Here is a 14,223-nt window from a genome sequence, read left to right on the forward strand (position 1 = left end):
TAAGCTAGCCGGCATCTGTTTATAGTCCGTTGCGTTTGGCCGAAGGCTTGTCCGAACCGTTATTTCTGATCCAGCACGTGCCAGGAACGGCGCGGGATTGCACACGACAGGTTGTATTTATGCACCGCAGGAATTTGCTCAAAGCGTCCATGGCCATTGCGGCTTACACCGGTCTTTCGGCCACCGGCCTGCTGGCGACCCGCGCATGGGCGGCCAGTGGTGGCGCCGCTGATGGCGAGGCGCAGGCGTTTGACTTCGAAGCGCTGAAGCGCCAGGCCAAGCAACTGGCTGGCAGTGCCTATCAGGACACTAAACAGGTGCTGCCGCCGACGCTGGCGACCATGACGCCGCAGAATTTCAACGCGATCCGCTACGACGGTAATCATTCGTTGTGGAAGGAAAACAAGGGCCAGCTCGACGTGCAGTTCTTCCACGTCGGCATGGGTTTCCGCCAGCCGGTGCGCATGTACAGCGTCGATCCGAAGACCCGTACCGCGCGCGAGGTGCATTTCCGCCCGGCGCTGTTCAACTACGAGAACACCTCGGTCGACACCCAGCAGCTCAAGGGCGATCTGGGTTTTGCCGGCTTCAAGCTTTTCAAGGCACCAGAACTGGATCGCCATGACGTGGTGTCGTTCCTCGGCGCCAGTTATTTCCGTGCGGTGGACGCGACTGGCCAATATGGCCTCTCCGCGCGTGGTCTGGCGATCGACACTTACGCCAAAAAACGCGAAGAATTCCCTGATTTCACCAAATTCTGGTTCGAGACCCCGGATCAGAACGCCACGCGTTTTGTGGTCTATGCCCTGCTCGACTCGCCGAGTGCGACCGGTGCTTACCGCTTCGACATCGATTGCCAGGCCGAGCGCGTGGTGATGGAGATCGACGCACACATCAATGCGCGCACCGCCATCGAGCAACTGGGCATCTCGCCGATGACCAGCATGTTCAGCTGCGGCAACCACGAACGGCGCATGTGCGACACCATTCACCCGCAAATCCACGACTCGGATCGCCTGGCGATGTGGCGCGGCAACGGCGAGTGGATCTGCCGTCCGCTGAACAACCCGGCGACTCTGCAATTCAACGCGTTTGCCGATACCGATCCGAAAGGTTTCGGCCTGGTGCAGACCGACCATGAGTTCGCCAACTATCAGGACACCGTCGACTGGTACAGCAAGCGTCCGAGCCTGTGGGTCGAACCCACCACCGCGTGGGGCGAGGGCTCTATCGATCTGCTGGAAATTCCTACGACTGGCGAGACGCTCGATAACATCGTGGCGTTCTGGACACCGAAGAAACCGGTGGCTGCCGGTGATTCGCTGAACTATGGCTACAAGCTCTACTGGAGCGCTCTGCCGCCGGTGAGCACGCCGTTGGCGCGGGTGCAGGCGACTCGTTCCGGAATGGGCGGTTTTGTTGAGGGTTGGGCACCGGGCGAGCATTACCCGCCGGTGTGGGCACGTCGTTTTGCTGTGGACTTTACTGGCGGCGGTCTGGATCGATTGCCGCAGGGCACCGGGATTGAGCCGGTGGTGACGTGTTCGAATGGCAAGGTGCAGGATTTCAGCGTGCTGGTGCTGGATGACATCAAGGGTTACCGGATTCTGTTTGACTGGTACCCGACCAGTGACAGCGTTGAGCCGGTGGAGCTGCGGTTGTTTATCCGCACCAACGATCGCACGTTGAGCGAGACGTGGTTGTACCAGTACTTCCCGCCGGCGCCGGATAAGCGCAAATACCCTTGATGTTTCTTTAGCGTCTGATTGGGCCTCATCGCGAGCAGGCTCACTCCTACATTTAATCTGCAACGAACACACATTCTGTGTACGGCAGAATCCCTGTAGGAGTGAGCCTGCTCGCGATAGCATCCGCCCAGGCAGTACAAAAACACCCACCAAAAACAAAGCCCCGGCCATCACTGCCCGGGGCTTTTTGCTTCGTCGCTAATTAATCAATCGCGCAAATCAGACTCATGAATCGGCTGATCACGGTGCGTCGCACGCTGATACTGCGCCGGCCACACCGCTTTGCGTCCACCCAGATCATCGTCGGCATGCAGCGGCCAGTACGGATCACGCAGCAGCTCGCGGGCGAGGAAGATGATGTCGGCCTGACAGGTGCGCAGAATGTGCTCAGCCTGCGCCGGCTCGGTAATCATTCCCACAGTGCCGGTGGCGATGCCTGACTCTTTGCGTACGCGCTCGGCGAAACGCGTCTGATAACCCGGCCCCACCGGAATCTCAGCGTTGGCTGCGGTTCCGCCCGAAGAGACGTCGATCAGATCGGCGCCAAGGGTGTGCAGGCGTCGCGCCAGTTCCACGGTTTCATCCGGATTCCAGCCGTCCTCCACCCAGTCGGTGGCCGATACGCGGACAAACAACGGCAACTCTTCCGGCCAAACCGCCCTCACCGCCTCCGTCACTTGCAACACCAGACGAATACGATTTTCAAACGAACCACCGTATTGATCGCGGCGCTGATTGCTCAGCGGCGAGAGAAACTGATGCAGCAGATACCCATGCGCCGCATGCACCTCAACCACACTGAAACCGGCCTTGAGCGCGCGTTTGGCGGCATCGACAAACGCCTGAATGACGTCGGCAATCTGCCCTTCATCCAGCTGTTTCGGTTGCGTGTGTTGCGGGTCAAAAGCAATCGGCGAGGGCCCGATCGGAGTCCAGCCGCCGTCATCGGGTTTAACGCTGCCATGCTTGCCGAGCCACGGCCGATGGGTGCTGGCCTTGCGCCCGGCGTGGGCCAGTTGAATGCCGGCGACCGCGCCTTGGGAGGTAATGAAGCGGGTGATGCGTTGCAGTGGTTCGATCTGTTCGTCGTTCCATAGGCCAAGGTCTTCGGCGGTGATCCGCCCGTCGGCAGTGACCGCCGTGGCTTCGGTAAATACCAGACCGGCGCCGCCCACCGCGCGGCTGCCGAGGTGCACCAGGTGCCAGTCGTTGGCCAGGCCGTCGACGCTGGAGTACTGGCACATCGGCGAGACGGCGATGCGGTTCGGAAGGGTCAGTTGGCGAAGGGTAAAGGGTTCAAGCAGCAGACTCATGGGGCACCTCTCAAATCAGTGGGCAGGCTCCAGGGTTCTGTTTGAATAGTCGACGAGTGACAGGAAAAAGGTGCAGCACCCGCCCCCGCGGGCAAAAAATTCGACAAGACGTCACAAGGCCAATCAAGCAGTGCTTAGAGCCTAGTCGACAACGGGAGGGAAAGGAGGGTTCAGAGTGATTCAGTGTGTGAAAGGATGCTTTCGCGAGCGAGCTCTGCTCCTACAGGATCAACACCATCTGTAGGAGCAAGGCTTGCCCGCGAAGGGCTTAACGCGGTTCGATATGGGCAATCATCAACTGAACGGTCTCATTACCCCGAAACTCGTTAACATCGAGCTTATAGGCGAGCTCAACCCACCTGATCGTCGGATTCGGCCAGATATCCCGGTCAATCCCAAACGCGATGCCATCCAGCTTCACCGAGCCACACTCGCTCTTCAGCACCACTTTCAAATGCCGCTCACCGACCACCCGCTGCTCAACCAACTGAAACACCCCATGAAACAGCGGCTCAGGAAAATGCTGCCCCCAAGGCCCGGCATGGCGCAGGGCGCGAGCCAGTTCGAGGTGGAATTCTTCCACCGCCAGCGTGCCGTCCGAGAGCATGCGCCCGGTCAGGTCTTCCTCGCGAAGTTGCCTACGCACTTCAGCGTCAAATGCCTCGGCGAACAGCGGAAAATTCTCTTGCGGCAAGGTCAGACCGGCGGCCATCGCGTGGCCACCGTACTTGGCGATCAGGGTCGGATGCTGCGCTGCAACAACGCTCAGCGCGTCACGAATATGGAAGCCCTGCACCGAACGCCCCGAGCCTTTGAGCAGGCCATCACCCGCATCAGCAAAGGCAATGGTCGGACGGAAATAACGTTCTTTCATGCGTGATGCGAGGATACCGATCACGCCTTGGTGCCACTCCGGATCGAACAGGCACAGACCAAACGGCATCGACTCCACCGGCAAATCCTTGAGCTGCGCCAACGCTTCACGCTGCATGCCCTGCTCGATGGATTTGCGATCCTGGTTCATGCCGTCCAGTTGCGCGGCCATTTCCTGGGCCTTGCTGGCGTCGGCAGTGAGCAGGCATTCGATGCCCAGACTCATGTCATCCAGACGCCCGGCAGCGTTCAGGCGCGGGCCGACGATAAAACCGAGATCGGTGGACGTGATGCGGGTGGCGTCACGCTTGGCCACTTCAAGGATCGCTTTGATCCCCGGCCGTGCGCGACCGGCGCGAATGCGTTCAAGGCCTTGATGCACCAGAATCCGGTTGTTGGCGTCCAGCGGCACCACGTCGGCAACGCTGCCCAGTGCCACCAGATCAAGCAGTTCACCGATGTTCGGCTGCGGCGTGTTCTCGTACCAGCCGAGGCTGCGCAAACGCGCGCGCAACGCCATCAACACATAGAAAATCACCCCGACGCCGGCCAGGGCCTTGCTCGGAAACTCGCAGCCCGGCTGGTTCGGATTGACCAGCGCATCGGCCTGCGGCAGCTCTTCGCCGGGCAAGTGGTGGTCGGTGATCAAGACCTTGAGGCCAGCCTTTTTTGCCGCCGCAACACCTTCGACGCTGGAAATACCGTTGTCGACGGTGACCAGCAAATGCGGTTCACGGGTGAGCGCGACTTCGACGATTTCCGGGGTCAGGCCGTAGCCATATTCAAAGCGGTTCGGCACCAGATAATCAACGTGCGCCGCACCGAGCAAGCGCAAGCCAAGCATGCCGACCGTGCTGGCCGTCGCGCCGTCCGCGTCGAAGTCGCCGACGATGAGGATGCGCTGGCGTTGCTCCAGCGCCGTCACCAGCAAGTCCACCGCCGCATCAATGCCCTTGAGCTGCTGAAACGGGATCAACCGTGCCAGGCTCTTGTCCAGCTCTGCCTCGGACTGCACGCCTCGCGCCGCGTACAGGCGGGTCAGCAGCGGCGGAATATCACCGAGAAAAGGCAAAGTTTCGGGCAGTAGGCGAGGTTCGATGCGCATGGGGTGACGGAGACTTCTCTTTAATACGTGGGATTAATCAGCTACAGGCGCGGGATCAGCCGCGCTCACCTTGTAGCCATTGCAACTGGACTTCGTGCTGACCACGGTCGTCGGTGACAAAGATCGTCCCTTCACTGATCATCACGTCCCACTTGATAACGCGGGGCATGTCCTTGGCCAGGGTTTCCAGCACTTCCTGCGGGACGGCGGCGATGTTGACGTTTTTCAGGTTCTTGATCGCCGGGATCACCTTGGTTTCCCAGACGCGCAGGCTGCCGTAGGCCAGCAGGCTGGTGCGCTCGGTGCGACGCGAGCACCAGGTCAGGCGATCGGCGTCTGGCTGGCCGACTTCGATCCAGTGCAGAACGCGATCGTCCAGGCTCTTTTCCCACAGCGCAGGTTCATCCACGTCTGACAGACCGCGACCAAACGACAACTGCTCGTTGTACCAGAGGGCGTAGGCCAGCAGCCGCACGGTCATGCGTTCTTCGGTTTCCGAAGGGTGACGGGCGATGGTCTGCTTGACGCTCTCGTAGACACTGCGGTCGAGGTCGGTGAGGTTCAGTTCAAATTTGTAGGTAGTGGACGGCTGGGCCATGAACGGGCTTCTTGATACGAGGAAAGGCGGCAAGTCTAACCGATGCGGTAGGCAATCATCGAATTGATGGCGATCAACCTGCGGCGTCTGACAGCCGGCTATGTTAAAACGCTGTATCCGCACAGCCTTGTCCTACAGGATTCAGCATGCCGTTTTCCAACAAGCCGCTCAGCGGCGTGAAAGTCATTGAATTGGGTACGTTGATTGCCGGGCCGTTTGCCTCGCGTATTTGCGGCGAGTTCGGCGCTGAAGTGATCAAGATCGAATCGCCGGATGGCGGTGATCCATTGCGCAAATGGCGAAAGATGTATGAAGGCACGTCCTTGTGGTGGTTCGTGCAGGCGCGCAACAAGAAGTCGCTGACGCTGAATCTGAAACACCCCGACGGTTTGGCGATTCTGAAAAAACTGCTCAGTGAAGCCGACATCCTCATCGAGAACTTTCGCCCCGGTGTGCTGGAAAAACTCGGCCTGAGTTGGGAAACCCTGCACGCGCTGAACCCGAAACTGGTGATGGTGCGCCTGTCCGGTTTCGGCCAGACCGGGCCGATGAAAGATCAGCCAGGCTTCGGCGCGGTTGGCGAATCCATGGGCGGTTTGCGCTATATCACCGGTTTTGAAGACCGCCCACCGGTGCGCACCGGGATTTCTATCGGCGATTCGATTGCCGCGCTGTGGGGCGTGATCGGTGCGCTGATGGCGCTGCGTCATCGCGAAGTCAATGGCGGGCTCGGCCAAGTGGTCGATGTGGCGTTGTACGAAGCTATTTTCGCGATGATGGAAAGCATGGTGCCGGAGTTCGACGTGTTCGGTTTTATCCGCGAGCGCACCGGCAACATCATGCCCGGCATCACACCTTCCTCGATCCACACCAGCGCCGACGGCAAGCACGTGCAGATCGGCGCCAATGGTGATGCGATCTTCAAGCGCTTCATGTTGATTATCGGCCGCGAAGATCTGGCTAATGACCCGATGCTGGCCAGCAACGACGGGCGCGACAGTCGCCGCGACGAGTTGTATGGCGTGATCGATCGCTGGGTCAATTCGCAGCCGCTGCAAACGGTGCTCGATCTGCTCAATCAGGCCGAAGTACCGGTCAGCCGTATTTTCAGCGCCGAAGACATGTTCAGCGACCCGCAATACCTCGCCCGGGAGATGTTCCTGTCCGCCAAGTTGCCGGACGGCAAGGACTTCAAGATGCCGGGCATCGTGCCGAAACTTTCCGAGACGCCAGGCAGTTCCGAATGGGTCGGGCCGACGCTGGGTGAACACAATGCGCAGGTGCTCGCCGACCTCGGTTACGACGCACAGCAGATCGCCCGATTGCGCGAAGACGGAGCCATTTAAGCTGAAAAACCTGCATCCCTCAGACGCCAACCGCGCTCACCAATGGTGGACGTGGCGTCTGTTCGGCCTGTTGTTTTTGCTGGCCTCGCCAACGTGGGCGCAGGCGAAGCCGACGTTGATCTGGTTGCTGCGCGATTTACCGCCGATGACGATCTTCGAAGGCCCGAAAAAGGGTCAGGGGGTGATTGATCATTTGATGCCGCAACTGATTGCCGGCATGCCGCAATACGAACACAAGATCATGCGCGTCAACCGTGCGCGTGGTTTGCAGATGCTTCACGAAAACCCTTTCGCTTGCGACCCTGCGCTGCTGTGGAACAAAGAGCGCGCGCAGTGGGTGGCGTATTCGATTCCGGCGATTCGCGCTGTAGCCAATGGCCTGGTGGTGCGTCAGAAAGATCGCGCGGTACTCGAACCGTATCTGGTGGACGGTGCGGTGGATTTTTCTGCGCTGCTGGCCAGTGGTGAGCGAAAAGTCGGCGTAGTTGCCGAACGCAGTTACGGCGAATACATCGACGGACTGTTGCGCCACGCCCCCAGCGGCGCATTGACCCCGCACTACGGCAATGATGCATTGAGCAATTTGCTGTCGATGCAGCGGCTGAACCGATTACAGGTGGTGCTCGGCTATTGGCCAGAGATCCGCTATCAGGCGAAACAGGCACAAATTCCGGAAGATGAGCTGGAGTTCTATTCGATTCGCGGCACCGAGAAATATCTCTCAGGCTATGTCGCTTGTTCCGACACCACGCAGGGCCGCCAGGCCATCAGCGAAATCAATCAACTGCTGCGCACCCTGCCCCACGAGCATTTGAATCAGCTCTACGCGGCGTGGCTGGATCCCGAACGACAAGCGGATTATCTGCAGCAAGCGCGGACATTTTTCGAGCAGCAAGCCGCGCAATAGGCAAACGCCAGACAAAAGAAACCCCGAGAAGTGGGGAGACGACTCGGGGTTAAACGTGGCCTACATAAAGACCAGTAGCAGCAAGCGACAAGCACCGGAGCACAATGCTTGATCCTGCTGTTACTGGGTCTGACTGACAGGGATGCAGGAAGGTTCCCACAAAAAATATTTCATCTTTACAGCGTCGGACGTTTATCCAGCGCTGCGTTGCGCAATGCCGCGATCACACAGGGTTCCAGCCGTCCTTCGGCAATCAGCACGTCACGGTGCAGGCCGTCGACGACATCGGTCAGCAAGCGTTTGTCGCTCAACTGCGCCTGATTGAATTCGCGTTCCACCACAATGGCGCCGTTGCTGTTCTTCAGGGTCACCAGGCATTCGCCATGGCTGCCGCGAGGGGTCAACGTCACTTGATACGGGCTCAGAGCCTCACCGAGCAATAGACTGATACTTTCCATCTCGATCTCCACTCAATAGTCCGAAAACACAGTGCCTGGGGCGTGTTCACAATAAATGACCACCGGCCCGAGAAGAAAGTTCTGCCTGCGATTGCTCCATCCCTGGAGCCTTACCGGTCTATGGAGCATGCACGGCGAAGATGACAGTAAAAATACCCCGCGTTTCAAGCCCCGACAGGCTGATGCAAAGCGCTGAGGTATTGATCAAGCAAACCGCGCATCAACACCGCCGAAACCGGCGTTTGCAGGCGTCCGAGCAGTTGCAGCTCATGCGCGTGCAGCAGCGTTTCAAGGTCGGTCAGCAGGCTCGGCGCCACGTTGCCCAGCAGAATCAATGCGCGTGATTGCTCCTGCCGGGTCAGATGATGGATCAACGCCAAGCCATCGCCGCCCTTGAGTTGCGGGTCGCAAATAGCGATATCGATGACGCCGCTTTGCTCCAGCGAACCCAAGGCCGAACCCAGCGACGGCGCGGTCAGTACGTTGTAGATGCCGATGGCGTTGAGCATCTGGTGCAACGCCATCAACTGGAACGGATTGTGTTCAAGGATCAGGACTTTGAGCGAGCGCATAGGCGACCTCTGAAACGGCGGGTGCGGACTCTCACCGCAGACACCGTTCACTCTAGGGCAGCCGTCCTCAGCCTCCCATCGGAAAAGGCCTCAGGGGTTATAGGACTTTTCCCAAACTCAGTGCAGACGTCGGCTCATGTCTGTCCAGCCACCGAGCAGTCCGCGCAGTTTTCCGTCGGCGCTGTAAAACGGCACCGTCCATTGGTAGATCTCCCGCGAGCCGTTTTTGAATTGCAGTTGGCGCCGGCAGAATCGCGTTTTGCGCGTCTGCAGCTGCGCCATGAATTCGTCGTGAAGCATGCGTGACGTGATCTTTGGCAGGGCATCAACCTCCATCAGCGAGCGTCCCTGAACCTGATCGAAACGAATGTCGAGCGCCTCCTCATAACTGCGATTGCACATGATCAAGCGGCCCAGCAGGTCGCGGACGAACACCGGATCGGGCATTGAATTGATCAACGCATGCTGAAACGCCAACTGGTCGCCGAGATCTTTTTCAGCTTCAGTGCGTTGCCTGATCGCCGCGCGTAATCGGCGATTCCAGACCAGCGACAACAGACCGAACGTGCCAATCACGGCCATCGCCCAACAGCCCCAACTGGCGATCCGCTGCCACACCGAGGGCACCGGCAGCGGTGAAACACCGTCGAGCCATTTGAGCCGAATCGCGCGCAACTCCTCCGGCGGAAAAGCCTCAAGCGCCTTGTTGAGGATGCTCAACAACTCCGGCTGGCCCTTACGCACCGCCAAGTGATCTGCCTCCCATTTTCCCTCAAGCAAATCGCCGACCCTGAGCAATCCGGAAGGGAACAACTGCGCGCCAATCTCGTTTTCAATCGTGGCATAAGCCTCACCGCTTTCGACCAACGCCCGTGCTTCGGCATAGGTTTTCACCGAGCGGATCTCAATGGCCGGATAGTCGCGGCGGATGATGCCTTCCAGCGCGTGCCGGGCCGGCAGCACCAGCACACGTTTGGCCAACTGCTCCAGCGACTGCACCTGTGGTTCGCCAACACGCCCGACAAACACCCAGCCCGCACCGCCAAAGGCATGGCTGAAATTGAGGAACACTTTGCGCTCATCGCTCATCGCCAGCGTGGTGCTGATGTCCGCTTCACCGCGCTCCAGCCGTTCGAGCAGGTGGTCGGTGGAGAAAGACTCTTGATGCACAAACTGCAAACCGGTCATCGCGCTGATACGCTTGAGCACATCACTGTTCAGGCCGTTCCAGTGCGCATGTTCATCCTGGAACAGGTACAGCGGATACTGCACGGACGCGACGATGACACGCGGATTGTCGCGGATCCATTGCTGCTCTTCTGTGTTCAGTTTGATGGGCTGAACCTTGCTGACTTCGCCGTCATGCTGCAGCAGTTGCGCTGCCACACTCCAGCGCATAAACCCCAGCATTACCAATAAAAACAGCCAGCACAGGGCCGGCTTCAAATCTCTGGAAAACCACATTGCCACTTCCTTCGTGATCAACTCACCCGTCCTTCGTGGGTGAAAACCCGAGCAGTGTGGCAGCAGAAACAAAAAAGCCCGTCAGGAGACGGGCTTCAAAATGTGACAGCTTTTACGGCTTACAGCGGCTTGCCGCGGTTGCCATGCTGGCTGACAAAGGCTTGCACGGCTTTCAGCTCGTTTGGCAGAACGGTGCAGCGCTCATTTCGCTCAAACAAATCAGAAAGATGTGCAGGTAGTTCGAGCGCTTTTCCTACACCGGCTTTCTCTACGGCTTCAGGGAATTTCACCGGGTGAGCGGTGCCCAGGATCACCATCGGGATATCCAGGCTGCGACGGCATTCACGCGCTGCTTTAACACCGATGGCGGTGTGCGGATCCAGCACTTCGCCAGTCTGCTCGTAGACTTCAGCGATGGTTTCGCAAGTCTGTGCGTCATCCACGGCCAGCGAATCGAACAGCTTGCGCGCTTCGGTCCAACGTTCTTGCTCGACGCTGAAACCGCCGCCCTGCTTGAACGAATCCATCAGACCGGCGATTGCTGCGCCGTTGCGACCGTGCAGGTCAAACAGCAGGCGTTCGAAGTTCGACGAGACCATGATGTCCATCGACGGCGACAGCGTGGCGTGCAAGGTGTCCTTGACGTACTGATTGCCGCTCATGAAGCGGTGCAGGATGTCGTTGCGGTTGGTGGCGACGATCAACTGGTTGATCGGCAGGCCCATGTTGCGCGCCAGGTAACCGGCAAAGATGTCGCCGAAGTTGCCGGTTGGCACCGAAAACGACACCGAACGCGCCGGGCCGCCCAACTGCAGTGCGGCGTGGAAGTAGTAAACGATCTGGGCCATGATCCGCGCCCAGTTGATCGAGTTCACCGCGACCAGACGCGTGCCTTTGAGGAAGCTCTGATCGGCGAAGCTCGCCTTGACCATTTCCTGGCAGTCATCGAAGTTGCCTTCGATGGCGATGTTGTGGATGTTCTCGCCGAAGATCGTGGTCATCTGGCGACGCTGCACTTCCGACACGCGCTTGTGCGGGTGCAGGATGAAGATGTCGACGTTTTCGCAGTGCTTGCAGCCTTCGATGGCGGCCGAACCGGTATCACCGGAGGTGGCGCCGACGATCACTACGCGCTCGCCGCGGTTTTCCAGCACATAGTCGAGCAAACGACCGAGCAGTTGCAGGGCGAAGTCCTTGAACGCCAGGGTCGGGCCGTGGAACAGCTCCAGCACCCATTCGTTGCCGTTCAGCTGACGCAGCGGCGCCACGGCGCTGTGGGCGAACACGCCGTAGGTTTCTTCAAGAATCTTTTTGAAATCGGCATCCGGAATGCTGCCGGTGACGAACGGGCGCATCACCCGGAAGGCCAGCTCGTGATACGGCAGGCCGGCCCAGGAGGCGATTTCTTCCTGGGTGAAACGTGGCAGGTTTTCCGGAACGTACAGACCGCCGTCGGTCGCCAGACCAGCCAGCAGGACGTCTTCGAAATTCAGGGCCGGTGCCTGGCCGCGGGTACTGATGTAACGCATGACTGACTCCAATGGAGAGTGTTCACAACAACGGCCCCGTTTACGGGGCCGGTGCAGGACAACGACTTAGTTCAAGTGCTCGACGCGGATCCGTACGACCGGACCATTCACGCCGGCCAGCGCTTCGAGGGCGGCGATGGCATCGTTGATGCGCTGCTCGACCACACGGTGGGTCAGCAGGATCATCGGCACCAGACCGTCGTGTTCCTCGACTTCCTTCTGCATGATCGACTCGATGTTGATGCCGCGCTCCGAGAGGATGCTCGCCACCTGAGCCAACACGCCCGGATGATCCTTGGCCTGAATGCGCAGGTAGTAGGCGCTTTCGCAGGCCTCGATCGGCAGGATCGGGTGAGCCGACAGCGAATCCGGCTGGAAGGCCAGGTGCGGTACGCGGTTTTCCGGATCGGAGGTCATGGCGCGAACCACGTCGACCAGATCGGCGATCACCGACGAAGCGGTTGGCTCCATGCCAGCGCCCGCGCCGTAGAACAGCGTCGAACCGGCGGCGTCACCGTTGACCATCACCGCGTTCATCACGCCGTTGACATTGGCGATCAGGCGATCGGCCGGAATCAGCGTCGGGTGCACGCGCAACTCGATGCCGGCAGCGGTGCTGCGCGCCACGCCGAGGTGCTTGATGCGATAGCCCAGCGCTTCAGCGTAGTTGACGTCAGCGGTGGTCAGCTTGGTGATGCCTTCGGTGTAAGCCTTGTCGAATTGCAGCGGAATGCCGAACGCGATGGAAGCCAGAATCGTCAGCTTGTGCGCGGCGTCGATGCCTTCAACGTCGAAGGTCGGATCGGCTTCGGCGTAACCCAGTGCCTGCGCTTCGGCCAACACGTCTTCGAAGGTACGACCCTTCTCGCGCATTTCGGTGAGGATGAAGTTACCGGTGCCGTTGATGATCCCGGCGACCCAGTTGATGCGGTTGGCGGACAGGCCTTCACGGATCGCCTTGATCACCGGAATGCCACCGGCCACGGCCGCTTCGAACGCCACGATCACGCCTTTCTCGCGAGCCTTGGCGAAAATTTCATTACCGTGAACGGCAATCAGAGCCTTGTTCGCGGTGACCACATGCTTGCCATTCTCGATGGCCTTGAGTACCAGCTCGCGGGCAACGGTATAGCCGCCCATCAGCTCTATAACGATGTCGATCTCAGGGTTTGTGGCCACTTCGAAGACATCGTTGGTAATCGCAATACCGGTCGTCTGGAACTGAGGCTTTGGCGTGCGCATGGCAATTTGTGCCACTTCGATTCCACGCCCGGCACGACGAGCAATTTCCTCGGCGTTGCGCTGAAGTACGTTGAAGGTACCGCCACCGACGGTGCCTAACCCACAGATGCCTACTTTGACCGGATTCACTGTGAACTCCCCATAAAACGGCCGACGCTGGGTCGGCCGGAAAACAACCGCGTGCTCGCGGCTCTCTATTGATGGCCCGGCAATGTTGCTGCCGGACCATGATCGTCAGCGGCTGACCGTGACGATGCGAATTACTTCGCGCCCAGCGCCAGTTTGGCGACTTGTGGCGCAGGCTGGTAGCCCGGAATGACTTGTCCGTCGGCCAAAACGATGGCCGGTGTACCGTTCACGCCAATCGACTGACCCAGAGCGAACTGTTTGGAAACCGGGTTCTCGCACTTGGCGGCCTTGATTTCTTTGCCATCAACCATTTTGTCCATGGCGGCTTTCTTGTCTTTCGAGCACCACACGGCTTGCAGTTGCTCGTCACCCGGCGAACCGAGGCCCTGACGCGGGAACGCAACATAGCGCACTTCGATGCCGCGCTTGTTCAGCTCAGGCACTTCGGCGTGCAGCTTGTGGCAGTACGGGCAGGTGGTGTCGGTGAACACGGTGATGTGCGATTTGGTTTCGCCGATGGCCGGGTAGACCACGGTTTCGGCAACCGGAATGGCGTTGACCAGTTTGGAGACGCCCAGGCGTTCGGTTTTCTCGGTCAGGTTGACCGGTTTGCCGTCCTTGAGCTGGAACAGGTAACCCTGAACGATGTACTGACCATCGGCGCTGGCGTAGAGCACGCGACTGCCTTTGAGTTTGACTTCGTACATGCCTGGCAACGGGCTGGCACTGATGCTTTCTACCGGAACCTCGAGTTCGAGTTTTTCCAGGCTTTGACGAATCGCTTTGTCGGCCGCGTCATCGGCGACGGCAAAGGTGCTGACCAACGCAATGGCTGCGGCGGCGAAAATCTGGGTCAGACGCATGAGAACTCCTGAAGGCGGACAAATGGAACGATCAGAACGCCCGTGCCGGAACACCGGGTCATAACCGTCCATCGTG

General features: G+C 59.3%; 12 protein-coding genes. 3 read left to right on the forward strand and 9 right to left on the reverse strand.

What is annotated here, in order from left to right:
- Window positions 1–119: 119 nt before the first annotated feature.
- Window positions 120–1,748 carry a glucan biosynthesis protein D gene (locus KFS80_RS03455; RefSeq protein WP_008081609.1) on the forward strand — a complete coding sequence of 543 codons (1,629 nt, stop codon included), beginning with the start codon at window positions 120–122 and terminating at the stop codon, window positions 1,746–1,748.
- A 206-nt stretch (window positions 1,749–1,954) separates the two neighbouring features.
- Here the strand turns inward: KFS80_RS03455 and KFS80_RS03460 are convergent, their stop codons facing one another.
- The 3 genes from KFS80_RS03460 to KFS80_RS03470 form a co-directional block, all read right to left on the reverse strand.
- Window positions 1,955–3,061 (reverse strand): NADH:flavin oxidoreductase/NADH oxidase, encoded by a 1,107-nt coding sequence (locus KFS80_RS03460; RefSeq protein ID WP_212543985.1) that lies wholly within the window; start codon window positions 3,059–3,061, stop codon window positions 1,955–1,957.
- Between the two features lie 268 nt (window positions 3,062–3,329).
- The gene (gene recJ / locus KFS80_RS03465; RefSeq protein WP_212543986.1) at window positions 3,330–5,039 is read right to left on the reverse strand and encodes a single-stranded-DNA-specific exonuclease RecJ; all 1,710 of its coding nucleotides are present in this window, start codon (window positions 5,037–5,039) and stop codon (window positions 3,330–3,332) included.
- 55 nt (window positions 5,040–5,094) lie between these two features.
- Window positions 5,095–5,637, reverse strand: a complete 543-nt coding sequence (locus tag KFS80_RS03470; protein WP_007908961.1) for a YaeQ family protein — start codon at window positions 5,635–5,637, stop codon at window positions 5,095–5,097.
- A 146-nt stretch (window positions 5,638–5,783) separates the two neighbouring features.
- On the opposite strand from KFS80_RS03470, the gene KFS80_RS03475 reads away from it, so the two are divergent.
- Window positions 5,784–6,983: a CaiB/BaiF CoA transferase family protein gene (locus KFS80_RS03475; protein ID WP_212543987.1), complete on the forward strand. Its 1,200-nt coding sequence runs from the start codon at window positions 5,784–5,786 to the stop codon at window positions 6,981–6,983.
- Entirely contained in the window at window positions 6,910–7,890 is a 981-nt protein-coding gene (locus KFS80_RS03480) for a TIGR02285 family protein (protein ID WP_212543988.1), read from the forward strand. Before KFS80_RS03475 ends, KFS80_RS03480 begins: the two co-directional genes overlap by 74 nt.
- A gap of 176 nt (window positions 7,891–8,066) precedes the next feature.
- On the opposite strand, the gene KFS80_RS03485 is transcribed toward KFS80_RS03480, so the two are convergent.
- The 6 genes from KFS80_RS03485 to dsbC all read right to left on the reverse strand — a co-directional run bounded on the left by KFS80_RS03485 (window position 8,067) and on the right by dsbC (window position 14,147).
- Window positions 8,067–8,348, reverse strand: coding sequence for a DUF3509 domain-containing protein (locus KFS80_RS03485; RefSeq protein ID WP_053117463.1), 282 nt, complete (start codon window positions 8,346–8,348; stop codon window positions 8,067–8,069).
- Between the two features lie 164 nt (window positions 8,349–8,512).
- Window positions 8,513–8,920, reverse strand: coding sequence for a response regulator (locus KFS80_RS03490; RefSeq protein WP_159813832.1), 408 nt, complete (start codon window positions 8,918–8,920; stop codon window positions 8,513–8,515).
- A gap of 117 nt (window positions 8,921–9,037) precedes the next feature.
- Window positions 9,038–10,384: a transporter substrate-binding domain-containing protein gene (locus KFS80_RS03495; RefSeq protein ID WP_212543989.1), complete on the reverse strand. Its 1,347-nt coding sequence runs from the start codon at window positions 10,382–10,384 to the stop codon at window positions 9,038–9,040.
- 119 nt (window positions 10,385–10,503) lie between these two features.
- Window positions 10,504–11,913 carry a threonine synthase gene (gene thrC, locus KFS80_RS03500; protein WP_212543990.1) on the reverse strand — a complete coding sequence of 470 codons (1,410 nt, stop codon included), beginning with the start codon at window positions 11,911–11,913 and terminating at the stop codon, window positions 10,504–10,506.
- Window positions 11,914–11,979: 66 nt separating this feature from the next.
- Window positions 11,980–13,284 carry a homoserine dehydrogenase gene (locus KFS80_RS03505; RefSeq protein WP_007908972.1) on the reverse strand — a complete coding sequence of 435 codons (1,305 nt, stop codon included), beginning with the start codon at window positions 13,282–13,284 and terminating at the stop codon, window positions 11,980–11,982.
- A gap of 131 nt (window positions 13,285–13,415) precedes the next feature.
- Complete coding sequence (gene dsbC / locus KFS80_RS03510) at window positions 13,416–14,147, reverse strand: bifunctional protein-disulfide isomerase/oxidoreductase DsbC (RefSeq protein ID WP_212543991.1); 732 nt, start codon at window positions 14,145–14,147, stop codon at window positions 13,416–13,418.
- Window positions 14,148–14,223 lie beyond the last annotated feature (76 nt).

This window comes from Pseudomonas rustica, assembly GCF_018336155.1.
Lineage (GTDB): Bacteria > Pseudomonadota > Gammaproteobacteria > Pseudomonadales > Pseudomonadaceae > Aquipseudomonas > Aquipseudomonas rustica.